At 43.2% G+C, this 15,981-nt stretch carries 10 protein-coding genes, 1 other RNA gene and 3 pseudogenes; 3 read left to right on the top strand and 11 right to left on the bottom strand.

Translation table 11 applies throughout. The features are described from left to right. The 10 genes and pseudogenes from MFLO_RS08380 to tadA all read right to left on the bottom strand — a co-directional run. Positions 1–512 (bottom strand): annotated as a pseudogene (locus MFLO_RS08380) (hypothetical protein); the annotation flags it as partial. A gap of 184 nt (positions 513–696) precedes the next feature. Beyond that, positions 697–1,345: pseudogene (locus tag MFLO_RS08385) on the bottom strand (hypothetical protein). A gap of 138 nt (positions 1,346–1,483) precedes the next feature. Next, positions 1,484–2,485 (bottom strand): 3-hydroxyacyl-CoA dehydrogenase, encoded by a 1,002-nt coding sequence (locus tag MFLO_RS08390; RefSeq protein ID WP_036097486.1) that lies wholly within the window; start codon positions 2,483–2,485, stop codon positions 1,484–1,486. Positions 2,486–2,633: 148 nt separating this feature from the next. Further along, positions 2,634–2,899, bottom strand: an RNA gene (gene ffs, locus MFLO_RS15085) — signal recognition particle sRNA large type. A gap of 255 nt (positions 2,900–3,154) precedes the next feature. Continuing rightward, a complete protein-coding gene (locus MFLO_RS08395) occupies positions 3,155–4,672 on the bottom strand; it encodes a gluconokinase (protein ID WP_036097487.1) in 1,518 nt (505 codons plus the stop codon). A gap of 90 nt (positions 4,673–4,762) precedes the next feature. Then, positions 4,763–6,505, bottom strand: coding sequence for a thiol reductant ABC exporter subunit CydC (gene cydC / locus MFLO_RS08400; RefSeq protein WP_036097488.1), 1,743 nt, complete (start codon positions 6,503–6,505; stop codon positions 4,763–4,765). Next, entirely contained in the window at positions 6,506–8,230 is a 1,725-nt protein-coding gene (gene cydD, locus MFLO_RS08405) for a thiol reductant ABC exporter subunit CydD (RefSeq protein WP_036097489.1), read from the bottom strand. Continuing rightward, positions 8,230–9,243, bottom strand: a complete 1,014-nt coding sequence (gene cydB / locus MFLO_RS08410; RefSeq protein ID WP_036097490.1) for a cytochrome d ubiquinol oxidase subunit II — start codon at positions 9,241–9,243, stop codon at positions 8,230–8,232. The genes cydD and cydB overlap by 1 nt, the downstream gene beginning before the upstream one ends. Next, positions 9,230–10,634 (bottom strand): annotated as a pseudogene (locus MFLO_RS08415) (cytochrome ubiquinol oxidase subunit I). The gene cydB and the pseudogene MFLO_RS08415 overlap by 14 nt, the downstream one beginning before the upstream one ends. A gap of 354 nt (positions 10,635–10,988) precedes the next feature. Further along, entirely contained in the window at positions 10,989–11,495 is a 507-nt protein-coding gene (gene tadA, locus MFLO_RS08420; RefSeq protein WP_036097491.1) for a tRNA adenosine(34) deaminase TadA, read from the bottom strand. A gap of 233 nt (positions 11,496–11,728) precedes the next feature. Here tadA and MFLO_RS08425 point away from each other — a divergent pair, with 233 nt between their 5' ends. The 3 genes from MFLO_RS08425 (at position 11,729) to MFLO_RS16010 (ending at position 14,624) form a co-directional block, all read left to right on the top strand. Beyond that, positions 11,729–13,225: an acetate--CoA ligase gene (locus MFLO_RS08425; protein WP_420912524.1), complete on the top strand. Its 1,497-nt coding sequence runs from the start codon at positions 11,729–11,731 to the stop codon at positions 13,223–13,225. Positions 13,226–13,456: 231 nt separating this feature from the next. Next, complete coding sequence (locus tag MFLO_RS08430; RefSeq protein ID WP_036097493.1) at positions 13,457–14,317, top strand: AcpB/EbpR/MafR family transcriptional regulator; 861 nt, start codon at positions 13,457–13,459, stop codon at positions 14,315–14,317. Between the two features lie 127 nt (positions 14,318–14,444). Then, positions 14,445–14,624: a hypothetical protein gene (locus tag MFLO_RS16010; RefSeq protein WP_206538323.1), complete on the top strand. Its 180-nt coding sequence runs from the start codon at positions 14,445–14,447 to the stop codon at positions 14,622–14,624. A gap of 327 nt (positions 14,625–14,951) precedes the next feature. On the opposite strand, the gene MFLO_RS08440 is transcribed toward MFLO_RS16010, so the two are convergent. Continuing rightward, positions 14,952–15,980, bottom strand: coding sequence for a glycosyltransferase family 4 protein (locus MFLO_RS08440; RefSeq protein WP_036097495.1), 1,029 nt, complete (start codon positions 15,978–15,980; stop codon positions 14,952–14,954). Position 15,981: the final 1 nt, after the last annotated feature.

Genomic DNA, 15,981 nt, shown 5'->3' on the forward strand with positions numbered 1-15,981 from the left:
CACGCCTGAAACTGGTTTTTCAACTGATCGGCGTACACATTACTCCCGCTAAACAAATCATCCATGGTCACTTCTGTTTTCGGTACTTCCCGCTGTTCCTGCGTATAACTATTCACAAAAACCGTTTCCGTCTTCGTCGCCCCAATCCGATTCGTCGTCGTAAACTTGGACGCATCCAAGTTCCGCATGCCTTCCACAAACCGATCTAGATCTTCAAAAAACGGTCGATCAATTTTGGTATGAACAAGTTCACCAACCCGCCCAGAAAACCGATGAAGCACCTCAAAATCCTCAAACAGCTCTTGCAGTTCTTTCTCTGAACTTGTATGGCTGAATGAAATCGCACCATCACGATCCAAGTTCCGAATGTCTTCCTCCGCCTCATCCAAGTTCTTCGACGCTTTTTTCAGCTCATCAATTGCGCCCTTCCCCCAGACACCTTTCCCGATCAAGTTTCCGATGCTGTCATGTGCACGATCAAAATCACCTTCACGATAATCTACCTCTTTCATGCTGCATACTCACCTCTTTGTTGTATTCTATTTTTACATTTCTAAGTATAGCATACACTTAAAAAAGGCTAGTATTTTTTTTCCGTCCTGCAAAAAAACCTCGCATTAAGCGAGGTTTAAATCATTAGTATAAGTGTAAATCAACCGCGTTAGCTTATCATGATCAACAATAGCCTTACAATCATCATGACTTCTTAATCGAAAAAATCACCATTCGTTTTGATTCATCTACGCGTACCGTGACTTTCTCATCCAATTTATCATGAAACAGTTCTGTGATATCGACAAAATCATCGTAGCTTGAAACATCACTTTTCTTATAGCCCTGCAGAATTGTTGGCTTGATTCTGACAACATAAGGGTCACTTGATGTTTTTTCCGGGTCATATCGGTAAATCTCTTTTCCCATTTTATTATGGAACGAATAAACGGCATATTGATCTTTTTTCGTCGCAAAAACATCTTCCTGCGTCACGTAAGCATTATCTGCCACGCTGTAATCAAGCCTTCCTGCATAACCTTTTACAGTAGACGGCTCGTTCAGTTCAAATTGCCCGTAAGCGATGCGGAACAAATACTCAAGATTATAGTAGCTGTTCACTCGGAAATAAAGATGTTTGCCTTGTTTTTTCTTGTCGAGGCCAATATCGGTCGAGGAAATCGGAAAGACTTCGTACAATTTGTCACCAATTTCATACGCCACCTCATAGTCATCTAGCACTTCCTCGCGCTGAAAAATCCCAAAAATAATGCCTAATGAAACCAAAATTGCCGCTGCTGCGGTAAGGATACTGACGATAATAACGGTTCTTTTTTTTCTTCAAACGCTGCATAAAAATTCATCCTTAACTTCAAATTAAAACTCTATTTCTTTATTGTACCAGTTTTAACCGCAATTTTCATCAGCAAAACGCAAACCAAACAAGAAGTAACGAGGGGGAAATTTCCCCTCGTTATACAGTTCCATTAAATTACGCTTTAAGGAAGCTTGGGTCTTTGAAACTTGGATTTGGATATTTATAAAATCCTTCGCCAGTTGCCACGCCCAATTTCCCTTTATCAATATAATCGCGTTTCAGCATTTCAGCCATGCGCGCATAACGTTTGTCTTCCGAGTCAGCCGTTTGTGCGTAGTTTTGCATGATGTTATAGGCCGTTGTAATACCAACCACATCGAGTGTCGCAAATGGTCCTTGCGGTGAGCCTGTTGCAAGCATCCACGTTTTGTCAATCGTTTCCGCATCCGCTACCCCTTCAAGAAGTAGCATTTGCGCAGCTTCAAGGAACGGCACGAGAATCGAATTAAGAATGTATCCCGGCTGTTCTTTCTTCACTTCAAGTGGAACCATCCCGATTGCACCCGCGAACTCCACGAGCTGTTTGTAAACAGCCGGATCCGTATCTTTATGCCCCATGATTTCCGCCGTATTATTTTTCCAAATTTCATTGGCAAAGTGGAGCGCAAGGAATTTCTCTGGTCGACCAGTAAAGTGAGCAAATTGGCTAGGCACAAGCGTAGAAGAGTTCGTCGCAAAGATTGTTTTAGCCGGAGCCACTTCCCCTAGTTTTTTATAAAAATCCTCTTTTACACTAATGAGTTCCGGTACAGCTTCAATCACCAAATCTGCATCTTTTACAGCCTCTTTTAAATCCGAACTAAAACGAATCCGCTTGTAGCCTGCTTCTACTTCACCTTCCACATAATCTACTTCTTTTTGAAAGATCACATCGATATTTGGAAGCAAGTTGGAATTGTAATGAATGCGGCTTGCAATTGCAGCAACATCATCTTTCGCATTAATCACTTCTTCTTTATAGCGCCCTTTTAAAATTTCAATCCGTTCCTTCGCTTTTTTGATCGCTTCATCATTGATATCGTAAATCGTGACATCAAACCCCTTGAACGCAACTTGAAAGGCAATTTGGCTCCCTAGTACGCCGCTTCCGGCCACCGTAACATGTTTGAAATTCATTTTTCTCTCTCCTTTTGATGATATAAGTTTTTTGTATCCGCTTTCATTTTATCATTTCTTGTAAAATCTTACAAAATTTCTGTTCGTACTAAAAAAGCCTTCCCGCTTTTCACGAGAAGACTTTCAAAGATTTATTTTAAAATTAACGCCGTGCACCTCAGTTCGACATATAACCACCTGCGTTACTCTGATCGTTAGCTCAGACTCGGCAACCTCGCGGCACATCGAAGGCACTGCTTAATGCTGCTTCCTTCCGGACCTGACATGGTTCACAGGCTTCCATTGCGCAAGACCAAATCGTCAACACCACGTGTCAAAGGCTGACCAGACAGGTATAAGCCTCAGTTGAGGAATTCAACCCCGCTAGAGCGGATTGCGGGTTACAGGGCGCCGCTATCTCCCCGTCTAGCACGGCAAATTTGCTACCATTAATTAGGAGCTCCAGAAAAAGAACTCAACTAATAGTGTATCTTTTTTAGCGAAAAAAAAACAAGTAAAATCTATTATTTTTTTTTAGTCGGCTAATGCCATACTAACAAGTGTTGCTGCAATCGTTCCGATGAGACAAACTCCAATCAAAATAAGCGCAATCCAAACAATTTTCCGATTCATTTGAAGCCCCCCTTTTCATAGCGCGTATATGCTTCTATTCCCGCAAATTTTGGTTCTCTAACTCCGATCAGACTCTTCTTTTTGCCAGCGCACAATTTTATGACTCGTTTTTATGACGGCTTCACTTGCATCAGCAAATATGTCATGCAAACTACGATAATTTTGGTGACGCACTTCATTCGGCCTGTATGACGCGCTGATTTCTGGCTTGTTGGGGAGTTCAAGTCCCGTCAGTTTCCCAAGTGCTTTCATTGCAACGATCGCTGCACCGAGGCTCGAACCTTCAATCGTATGCGGCACGCGGACTTCTCGTCCGAACACATCAGCAAGAAGCTGACACCAAAACGGATGCGCGGCAATGCCTCCCGTGACATATAGTTTATCCTCCGGGTCAGAAATAGCTTGATAGACACTATACAAGTTGAGCGCTACACCTTCGATTACTGCCCGAATCATGTGAGCTTGCGTGTGCCACTCAGCAAGACCGAAAAAGGCACCTCGGATGTCACTCGTCCAGTAGGGAGCACGTTCACCGAGCAAGTATGGGAAAAACAGCAAGCCGTCTGCGCCAAGTGAAATATTTTCTGCCTGTTCCATCAGTTTGCGGTAGTCACGCTGTTCTTTTAGTTCCGCCGGTGCAAGTTCACGTAAGGCCCATTCTACCGTTTTCCCGCCATTATTGACAGCTCCGCCACGCACGAAATAGTCTTCGCTCAAACGATAACAAAAGGTGCGCTTCTGCTGATCTGGCAAAAACGCTTGACCGAGTTTGCGCACCGCTCCGCTCGTTCCGACGGTCACTGTAACATCTTGCGCCCCCAGTGCTTGGATGCCAAGACTGGCTAAAGCGCCGTCGCTCCCGCCTACAATAAAATTCGTCTCCTGTGCAACATTCAGACGTTCTGCCCAGCCCGGTTTAAGTCCAGAAAGACAGTATTCTTCTGAGACAACTTGCGGCAAGCGCTCCTCGGTTAGATTCACCAAATCAAGCGCCGTTTGTTCCCAAATATTCTCTTTCGTATTGAAAAAACCTGTGCCAGAAGCAAGCGCAGCGTCAATCACCCATTCGCCAAACAGTTCGTGTAAAACATAGCTTTTAATGCCGCAAACTCGAGCCGCTTGATGCATTTTGTCCGGTGCTACTTCATTTAGCCAGAGAAGTTTTGCAAACGGACTCATCACGTGAAGCGGTGTTCCGGTTGTCATATACAGACCGCCAAGCTCGTATCGCTGTTTGGCGCGTTCAAGCGCCGAGGCACTTCTGCCGTCCGCCCAAGTCAGACATTTTGTGAGCGGTTTATTCTCCGAATCTATCAAAATCAAACTGTGCATTGCCGCGCTGAATGAAATAGCCGCTAATTCGCTTCGCTCAATTCGGCTTGCTTCCATGACCATCCAGACCGCTTGTGCGACTGCCTGAACAATTTCATCTGGATCAAGCTCTGCTTTACCGGTCGCATCTGTATCAAGCTCGTAATGCACCGCATAGCGCGTTACAAGTTCACCTTTATCCGTAAACAAGACTGCTTTTGTACTCGAGGTGCCAATGTCGACACCCATGAAAAATTCACTCATCCGAAATCCCTCATTTCTATGCGATCATTATAACAAAAAAGAAGCCGCCTAAACGAGCATAGCCCCTCTAAACGACTTCTAACTTACTATTTAATCTAACTTAATCGGTCGGTCAAGTTCATAAAGATGGCGATAGCGCGGTTCATTTTGCATTAAATCGCTATGCGTTCCTTGCATTAAAATCGCCCCGTCTTCAAGAAACAACACCGAATCCATCTTTTCAGCACCGACAAGATGGTGCGTAACCCAAATCAGCGACTTATCTTTAAGCGTTTCAAAAATCGTTTTAAGAAGATCGCGTTCCGTGATTGGATCAAGCCCAACAGTCGGTTCATCCAAAATTACAATTGGTGTATTTTGAAGCAATATTCGTGCAAGCGCAATCCGCTGACGTTCTCCGCCAGAAAATCGTGCGCCCATTTCCGCCATTTGCGTCTTGTAGCCATCCGGCATACTCATAATGAAATCATGCATGTTCACTTTCCGAGCCGCCTCATAGACCTCTTCATCTGTCGCGTTCTGATTTCCCATCCGAATGTTGTTGAGAACGGATGTACTGAAGAGGTGTGCCTTTTGATTTAACATCGATACTGCTTGCGCCATTTGCGGTCGAATTTCATCCACTGAAACGCCGTTCATTGTAATCTCGCCGCTAGTTGGGAGCAGCGCACCTTGAACAAGCTTTAAAAATGTCGATTTACCCGTGCCACTTCGACCGATAATCGCCACTTTTTCCCCTTGGAGAAGCGTAAAATTAAACTGATTCAAAACAAGCGGACTTGAAGGATTGTACTGGAAAGAAAGGTTCCGAGCTTTGAGTGCTACGCTCTTTGTCTCGATATATTGATTTTGTTCCATTTCGTGCTCAAAATCAGGCAAACTCGGATCTTCAATTTTCCCTAAGCGCTCGAGTGAATCTTGATAAAGCGATTTATCGCTTACGGCACTCGAAACTGGCACAAAAGCCTCGCCAAGTGACAGGATTGCAAGTGTGAATGCTGCAATTAGCGTGGCACTAAAAGCCCCTTTATCCGCTTCCCCCGCACTCCAATACACCATCACAACAACGGCTGCTCCGATAATTAGCTGGCTAAAAAAGTCGCGCCAATTAACAAAATGGAACTGTTTCGTTTCAACTTTAAGCAAATCTTTTTCATCTTGTTCATAGCCTTTAATAAAACTTTTAGCACGGCCACTGAACATCCAATCACTAAGCCCGAACACCGCATCGGTGAACTGACTGTAAAGGCCATTTCGTCCTTGTTTTAAATAGGCATTTTTCCCTTTGGCATAAAGAAGAGACACACCAGGTAAAACAAAAATCAAAAGCCCGATCAAAATGAGCATCAAAATTGCAAATGGAATCGAGAAGACGCCAAGCGCAATTACGACGCCGCTATATAAGACCAAACTGACGATTGCAGGAAACATTGTCGTTAAATAAAAATTCTGGATGTGTTCAATGTCATCGGCAAGCAAGCCCAAGATATCCCCGGTACGATAGCGCGACTTAATCAAAAGCGCCTGTGGTTCTAAAATGCGATACAATCTGACGCGCATTTTTTCCAAAATCCGCAGTACGAGCGAGTGACTGGAAAGCCGTTCGATGTAACGCGAGACTGAGCGCATGATTCCGAAAGCGCGAACACCAACGGTTGCCACATAAACGGCCATGATCGACTCAGGCATAAGGGAAGACTTGGAAATTAAATGCCCTGACGTGAACATGAGGGCTGCTCCTGCAGAAAACGTTAGAACACCAAGTGAAATGACGAGGATGAAAAGCCCGAGGTTTTGTTTGATATAAGGACCGATCCAACTGTTTTTAAGCATTTATATCTCCTCCAATTGGGCTTTCACCAAGTTATAGTAAAATCCGCGTTTCGCGACTAGCTCATCATGCGTACCGACTTCAACGATTGCACCTTGATCAAGCACAATAATCCGGTCCATTTCAAGCATCCAGTGAAGCCTATGGGTCGCAAAGAAGACCAATCTATCTTTAAAAAGTTCAATCATCGGTGCCTTCAGTTCATATTCGGTTTCGATATCAAGATGGGCAGTTGGCTCATCCATAAGTACAATCGGACGATCTGATAAAAAGGCCCGCGCAAGTGCAATCCGCTGTTCCTGTCCACCACTCAAAGTCCGACCCGCCTCGCCGACAACGGTACTGTACCCAGCTTCAAGCCCATCCACAAAACCCGAAAGTCCAGCAGCTTCCGCGGCACGTTCCACATCAGCTTGTGTGGAATCTGGATGGTAAAATTTGATGTTCCCGTCGATAGTATCATGGAACAAATACGGATGCTGTGGAATGTATGTCACTTGTTTCTGCCAAGCATGGTCTGTCAAGGTGACATTTGTTTTATTATCCATAGCAAAGCTTCCGGTTGTAGGCGCCAAAAAGCCGCTTAGAACGTCAATCATCGTCGATTTCCCGGCGCCGGTTGCCCCGATAATGCCGATTTTTTCAAAGCCATTTACTTCAAAGTCAGCACTTGCAAGGGAAGCAGTATCTGATTCACCATGTTTGACGGAGATACCGTTCATCGAGAAGTGTGTTGTAGCTCTGAAGTTATCGGCCGTTTCGCCTGGATTCGCTGCTTTTTCCTGTTTGCCTTTGTCGATGATTGCTTGGATATTTCGTCCGGCATCCTGACCGTCAAGGGTTGCATGGTAATCAGTACCCAGTTCACGGACGGGAAGGAAGTATTCTGGTGCAAGGATAAGGACGGCAAGTCCGACGTAAAGCGAGATTGTGCCATCAATTAATCCAAGGCCAAGAAATAGAGCTACGATTGCAATGGACAGCATCGTAAAGAAGTCGAGCGCGAAAGAAGATAGGAAAGCGACACGCAGTGTGCGCATGGTTGCCCGTCTGTAACGCGCGCTCGTTCCACGGATACTTTTTTCGTGGTTATGGCTTAGGCCAAGATATTTTAAGGTTTCAAGACCTTTCAGCGAGTCAACGAAATGATTAGACAAAATTCGATACGACTCGAACTGTGAATCAGCTTGTTTTTTGGCTGCCAATCCGAGGATAATCAAAAAGAGAATCAGGATAGGAAATGTGATGAACAGAATAACTGCAGATGTTCCATCTTGGGTTACGACATAAATCCAGATCATTGCTGGAATAATTGCCATGTTGACAAATTTCGGCAAAAAGAGTTCAACAAAACGTCTGAAATCTTGGACGCCTTCCATAACCATGGTCACGATTTTCCCAGTTCCTTCTGTACGTGTGAAGCGAGGGCCGAGCACAAACAAATTGCTAAGCAAGTCTTCGCGCATTTCTCTGCCTAGATCCGCGGCGTAGCGGTAGACAATACCTTTTTTCCATACATTTAAAAAATGGCGTACAAAATATGCCCCGGCAAAGAGGATCATTTGTAACGCCACAGCGGAAAGTGCCTCGCCGCGGAACAAATCTGTTACCGAATCGGCGAGGGCACGAGCCATCACGATAATTGCCGCACCTTGAATCAAAGTTAGTACGGCAAGAATCGCCAATATTTTTTTAACACCTTTATATTTAAATAGATCTTTTCCCATTAATACGTCATTTTCTCCTTACTCGAAACGCGCTTGCGGAAAACATAATAACTCCAGATCTGATAGCCGAGTACGAACGGCAGCAATGTTACAGCTACGATCGTCATAACTGTCAGCGAGTAGTGTCCCGACGCAGCGTTCTGAATAGTTAAATCAAATGCTGAATCAATTGAACTGATCATTACCCGCGGGAATAGTCCAACGAAAATGGTTGCAATTGTAAGTGCAATTCCAAGTCCTCCGAACGTAAATGCCATACCGTCGCGATTTTTCCACAGGAAGACGGCTGAAAGCAAGTACATGACGACAACAACACCGATCATAAGCGGTACGAGAACTGGACGAGCTTGGAAAATATCTGTGTAGAAAAATGCTAATACAACAAACACTACAAGTACAGGAATCGTGATCCACCAAACGCGCTTAGCCATGCGGCGAGCACGATCTTGGATATCGTCTTCTGTACGAATCGTGATGAACATCAAGCCGTGAAGCAGGCACAGCAAGGTTACTGTTAAACCGCCCCATACAGAGAACAACGTGATGTAATCAAAGAATCCGGCATACATATTCATGTCAGCATTGATTGGCATACCTTGGATCAAACTTGAGAATAGAACACCTAACAGGAATGGCGGCAAAATACTACCGAAGAAAATAATCCAATCCCAGAAGTTGCGCCATCCAGCTGTTGCTTTTTGACCGCGGAATTCAAAGGAAACTCCTCGACCGATTAGCGCAAGCAGAAAGACTACAAGCGGAATATAATATCCGCTGAACATTGTTGCATACCAGTTTGGGAAAGCGGCAAAAATTGCTCCGCCGGCTGTAAGCAGCCACACTTCATTGGCATCCCAGAATGGGCCGATTGTGTTGACAAGCACGCGGCGTTCAAGGTCATTACGCGCCATAAAACGTGTTGACATCCCTACTCCAAAGTCGAAGCCTTCTAGGAAGAAGAATCCGACGAATAAAACTGCGACAAGCAGAAACCATAACTCATTCAGTGACAATTTTGTCGCCCCCTTTATCAAATGGATCGACTGAAACTTTTTCTTGTTTCTTCTCACCATATGGTCCTTTTTTAATTTCGCGAATAAATAAGTACACAAGTACGATTAAGAGAAGTGAATAAATTGTCGAAAACGCAATAATTGAGAACAAGAGTGAGCCTGCTGAAACGTTAGGCGACACCGCATCTGCTGTTTGCTGGTATCCAAAGACAACCCAAGGCTGACGCCCGATTTCTGTCATGATCCAACCCATCGAGTTTGCAAGGAATGGGAAGAGAATCATTGGAACCATTAAACGCAAGTACCATTTCGCATTTTCAAGTTTTTTACGCCAAGCAAGTACAACACCGATTAGCGCGAAAAGAATCATCAACATGCCCGCAGCAACCATGATACGGAAGCTCCAGAATGAAGTACGTACTGGTGGAATGTAATCCCCAGGTCCGTATTGTTCTTCATATTGTTTTTGAATCGTGTTCATCCCTTCAACGGAACCACTCAGTGTCGAATAGGATAAGAAACTTAAGGCATATGGAATCTCGATCGACCATGTATTTTTCTTATTGTCGACATCAATGCCGGCAATCATCGTCCATGGCGCGGGATCAGCTGTATCTTCCCAAATTCCTTCTGTAGCAGCCATTTTCATCGGCTGTGTTTTAACTAAGTACTGAGCTTGCGAGTGACCACTGAATGCAGTACCGAAACCGCCGATTACAGCAAGCACAAGCGCAATTTGGAATGAGCGTTTGAAGAAATGAGTGTCTTCTTTTTTAAGCATTTTGTAAGCACTGACACCAGCAACAAAGAACGCACCCGTTGCAAATGCCCCGAAGATAACGTGCGGAAACTCAACGAGCAGTTGTCCGTTTGTAATCAAAGCCCAAAAATCATTCATTTCAGCGCGGCCATTTTTAAATTCAAATCCTACTGGATGTTGCATGAATGAGTTGGCAGCGAGAATCCAGAAACTCGAAAGGATTGTACCGATCGAAACAAGCCAAATACAAGCAAGGTGAAGCTTTTTGCCAAGGCGGTCCCATCCGAAAATCCATAATCCAATAAATGTCGATTCCATAAAGAACGCGAGAAGCGCTTCAATTGCAAGCGGAGCCCCGAAAACGTCCCCTACAAACCGAGAATAATCTGACCAGTTCATACCGAACTGGAACTCTTGAATGATCCCGGTTACGACACCGACTGCGAAGTTAATTAAGAACAAATGCCCCCAAAACTTCGACATTTTTTTTGTAAATATCTTTTCCCTTCACAACATACAACGTTTGCATCAGTGCGACCATGAAGACTAATCCAATGGATAGCGGTACGAACAGAAAGTGAAAAATCGTTGTTGATGCGAATTGAAAACGGGCTAGAAACAATATATCCACCCTTTTTCCCTCCTTTTTTGCGTTTTGAAATTCTTTTCCCTTTCATAGAGCGCTCGCAAAAGGTTGTGAAAAACATTACCAAGTTCTACAACAAGTTGCTCTGTTTTTCACAATAACAGGTGAAAATCACCATATGGACTGTTTTAAAGCTAGCGCTATAAGAAAAATTACTAAACAAAAATAAGTTCTATATACAGTATATTTTATCCTATTTCTTAAGAAATTCATTTAGTTCTTTAGTAGTTTTTTTTAAAAGCGAATGTACACAATCAAAAAGGGCATAGTCAAAGCCTCCGCATAGCGAGCTTAGATCATTTGTTTTTTATTTCACATTTAGAAATACTCCCTAATTAATCAGAAAAACAGGCATAAAGGCCTATCCGTTTTTTTTGTTCTTTGTTTATTTTTTTTACGTTCTCTCAGTTCCCTAAAAAAATGGGTCAGTAGGCGGCTTGTTTCTTCTTGCAAAACTCCCTGCTCTACTTCGCAGGTATGATTGAAGCGATCGTCTTGCAACAGATTCATCAACGTACCGGCTGTTCCGGCTTTCGGATCACTTGCACCATAAAAAACTTTATTAATCCGCGAAAGCAAGATAGCGCCACTACACATTGGGCAGGGCTCAAGTGTGACATAAAGATCGGCACCACTTAAGCGCCATGATTCCATCGTTTTGCAAGCGTCTTGTATCGCAAGCACTTCCGCATGGGTAATTGCATTTTGCGATGTTTCGCGAAGATTGTGCCCACGACCAATAATTTTACCATCCAGTACAACTACAGCACCAATAGGAACTTCCCCAAGTGTTCGAGCCTTTTCAGCTTCCCGAATTGCTTGCCTCATAAACTCTTCTTTTTCCATCGGCATTCCTCATTCCCGTTAATTCTCTTATCCATCGTACCACAAAGCAAATCTGCTTAACAGTTGATTTTTGCCCTTATTTATATTACCATGTTTTAATACCAAGTACTAATTTTTTAAAAGGAGGAAAAATAAATTGTATTCCGAAAATTTAATTGCCCCAAAAATTTATAATATTACTGATGAGATTACGAAGTTTGCCTCTGATAAAATCGCTTTAATTTGGAAGAAGAATGCAGATATCGAAAAAAAGTTGGAGTTACAATGAACTGCTTGAACAAGCGCGCAAATTTGCGAATGTTGCTTCACAGAATGGCATTCAAAAAGGCGATCCAGTGATTGTGATGACGCCACGTTTACTTGAAACTTATGCCATTTACATAGGATTATGGATGGCAGGTGCTGTCATTATCCCCGCTTCCGAACTTTTAAAAGCTCACGATTTAGAATACCGCATCCAACATGCTGGTGTGAAAGGGATCGTAGCGTATACGGGTTTCAATAAAGAAATAAATAAAACCGAGGCACTTGCTTCGCTTAAAATGCAAATTTTGATTGACGGCGAGGCTGACACGGGATGGTCTGATTACAGCACGCTTATGGCTAACGCTTCTTCTGAGTATACGCCTGTTTTGACAAAGCGTTATGATCCCTGTCTTCTTGCGTTTACAAGCGGCACGACCGGAAACCCGAAAGCTGTAGTTCATGTTCACGGCTGGGGTTACGCGCACATTCGGATTGCTGCTGACAGGTGGCTCGACATTCATGAAAATGACCGCGTTTGGGCGACGGCTGGTCCAGGCTGGCAAAAATGGGTATGGTCTCCGTTTCTTTCTGTTCTTGGGAAAGGGGCAACCGGATTTATTTACAGCGGCCGATTCTCCCCCGAAAATCAACTTCGGCTACTCGCAGAACAAAAAATTAATGTATTGTGTTGCACGCCGACCGAATACCGCTTAATGGCAAAAGTTCCGCATCTTGAAGCGCATTCCTTGCCACACTTACGCAGCAGTGTTTCGGCTGGCGAGCCGCTCAACCGCGAAGTTATCCATGTGTTTCAAGAAAACTTCGGCGTAAAAGTGCGCGACGGGTACGGTCAAACGGAAAGTACACTTTTGATTGGTACTTTAGTGGACACGGAAATCCGTCCGGGTTCGATGGGCAAACCGATCATGCCGGAATATATGGCGATTGTTGATCCGGATGGGCATCCGGTTGGGGTCGGCGAAACTGGCGATATTGCGGTTCGGAAAGATTTTCCAGCACTGTTTGAGACTTACTACAAAGAGCCAGAACGGCTCCTTAAGGCTATTCGTGGCGATTACTTTGTTACTGGGGATCGCGCATATGCAGATCAAGATAATTATTACTGGTTCCAAGGGCGGAATGATGATATTATTATCAGCTCTGGATACACCATTGGGCCGTTTGAAGTGGAGGACGCGCTTACACATCATGAAGCGGTCAAAGAAGTGGCGGTTGTCGCCAGTCCAGATGAAATTCGTGGAACGGTTGTAAAGGCCTTTATCGTCCTAAAAGATGGCTATCAAGGAAGCGAAGAACTGGTCAGAGAACTGCAGATGTTCACAAAGCAAATGACCGCTCCCTACAAGTATCCGCGCCGCATTAAGTTTGTCAAAGCGCTTCCGAAAACAGATTCTGGAAAGATCAGACGTGTTGAACTTCGCGATCGTGAATTTGCAATTAACGGATCAGCTAAATCCCTATAGGAAAGTATGTATGCGAAGTTGATTTTGATACTCTCTTTGAGTTAAACTTCATTGCAAACAGTTGTAGCAAATTTATCTGCTAGTTACAAGGAACTTCCTCTGAACGTACACTTATTTGAATACTACTAAGCCGTCATTTTAATAGTCAACAATGGCGGCTTTCTGTTAGAATAGAAGCACTCAAATTCGCAACTAGAAAAAGGAGATTTTTGTATAAAAGGAGCGAATGTTATGGATTTCTTGTTTAGCAGAAAACAGCGTTTATTGTTCGAAATGTTAACTATTTTGTATTCTGAAAATCGTTATTGGACTTTGGATGAACTTGCAGCCAAACTCCCTCTTTCCCGCCCCACCATCCAGTCTAATTTACAACTCATCTCACAGCTACTCGAGCCCCTTAAAGAAGATGTTCGTTTAATAAAATCGTTTAAAGGCAGTTACTTAGACAAAGCGCCTTCTGTAAGCTTTAACCGGATTCGGCTGTTGTTGCTTAAAGAATCTGTTCCTTTCAAATTTATTGACTCGATTACTTTCAAAAAACACTCCTCGTTAGCGGCATTTTGCGAAGATAATTATATTAGTAAATCGCATTTTTATAAATTAATTCAAGAATGCAAAGCTTTTTTGAGTGATTATGATATTGTCTTTGACTATGCCAAAATGGAATTTAAAGGGGAAGAAAAGAACATTCGCTATTTTTTGTATTCTTTTTTATGGGAATGCTACGGCGGGATTGAATGGCCGTTTAGCACATACAAAGACGGGCGTTATTTTGCCAAGCAGCGCGATTTTCTGAGCGAGGAATTGAATATTTCTTTCTCCTACACTGAACAGCTGCGGCACTCTTTCTTAGTAACGATCACAAAGCTGCGCTTCGAGCAAGGTTACTCCATATCTTCTGAAGCAACTCCTAATGACATACTATTTCCGAAACTCGCTTCAATTATTCAGGATGTTATTTCTGAAACCTTTGCTTCTTCTACTATTATCCAAACTGAGGCACAGTATCTCTATAAAATGATCTGTATCAACATTTGGCGGTCACTTAAACCTGTGCAAGTAAAAAAAAATTATTCAGAGCTACCGCGATGATAATCCTGAAGAAACTGCTTTTTCAAATCGAGTGCTCGAACTCTTTTATACGGAATTCGGAATAGATTTATCAGAAAACGATCAAGTTCTTTATTCATTATTCGTGATCGGAGACCACACCCATTATATGGGGAACATCGCGCGTGAAATGTATATGTCTGGAAAAGTAATCTATTATAAAAATCGTTTTCCTGTATATAGTCAAATTCTCGATCGCGCTTTAACCGAGTTATCACTTGAACCCGCTTACCAAGCATTTACTGCCGCGAAAGATTTTCTTTTTTTTACAGCTAACTTATATTCTTGAATGCCACAAAAATTTAGCTACTTTTGATCCACAAATCATTATTTGGGTTACTCACTCCAGTTATAGCAACAAAGTGAAGCGAATTGAAAACCTTGTCAAAAAGTACTCGCCTTTTCACATAAAGGTCTTCACTGGTCATGAACCGCCAAAGAATTGTGATTTAATTCTAAGCGACGTTGAGCTGCCAGAATTTAGCGATCGGAATGTATTTGTTTATACCGACCCACCTATTCTTGGCGAAATAAAGCGTGTCGAAAATGCTGTACGCGAGATTAATCAGCGAAACATCAAAAAACTTAAGCCTTTCAATCAGGCTTAAGTTTTTATTTATATGCTCTGGTAAATTTCTTCCCAGCGAACTAAATAAGCAGCAATCGAAAATTCATTTGCGATGGTTTGATAGGCATTTTGTGAATATTTGCTCCGTCGATTATTATCATTTCGAATAAAACAAGCTAATTCATCTGCCATTCTATCCACATCGCCTGGGGCCGTCACAATACCGTTTACACCATCCGCAATCAATTCTGGAATATCTCCTACATTTGTTGTCAAATTAGGAATCCCGACCGCCATCGTTTCTAAGATAGCCATTGGCAGCCCTTCGTGATAGGAAGGCAAAAAATGCAGCAGCGTCTTTTTAAAAATCTCAGCTTGTTCTTCTTTGGAGAGCCAGCCGCCAAGATCGACATTTTGCAGCCCCATCGAGCGAATCTGATCGCCGATTTGCTCCACTTCACCGTCTCCGTAAAGCACAAACCTTACCTCAGGAAAAAGCGGTTCAATCCGCGCCGCAACTTGAAGCAGATCGTAGCTACCCTTTCGCTCGCCAATCCGTCCAAACGTCACAATTGTTTGGGACTTATCATCATAAGATGGACTTTCCGGAACTTGTACGGCATTTTGAACGATTGAAATTTTTGTATCCGTCAGTGTTTCATAAAACGCCGCCCAATTTTCGCCTAGCACGACCAGATGGTCAATCCGATTGAAAGTACGTCTAATCAGAGCTTGTACAAATCGGCTAGATTTTTTATAAAAGATATCAAACTGAGATGCATGCATATGAAAGATGATGCGGCAATGCTTAGGCACCATCTTACTTAGCAATGCTTTTCTAAAAAAGCTACCTTTTTGCGCGACGTGAAAATGGACAATGTCAATGTTTTTTTCTCGGATAATTCGTCTGATTGAGCAAAAAGCCTGCCACTCAGTTTGATATTTGTTTTCTTCTGACCACGAACTGAGGAAGAAAAGTTGATGTTCTTCACTTGAAAAATGTTGTTCAAAATTAGCGATGACGGTTGCGATACCGCCTTTCGCGTGGGAATCGGGCCCCACCATCAAAATATTCATT

Origin of the sequence: Listeria floridensis FSL S10-1187, assembly GCF_000525875.1 — a bacterium.
GTDB classification, from domain to species: Bacteria; Bacillota; Bacilli; order Lactobacillales; family Listeriaceae; genus Listeria; species Listeria floridensis.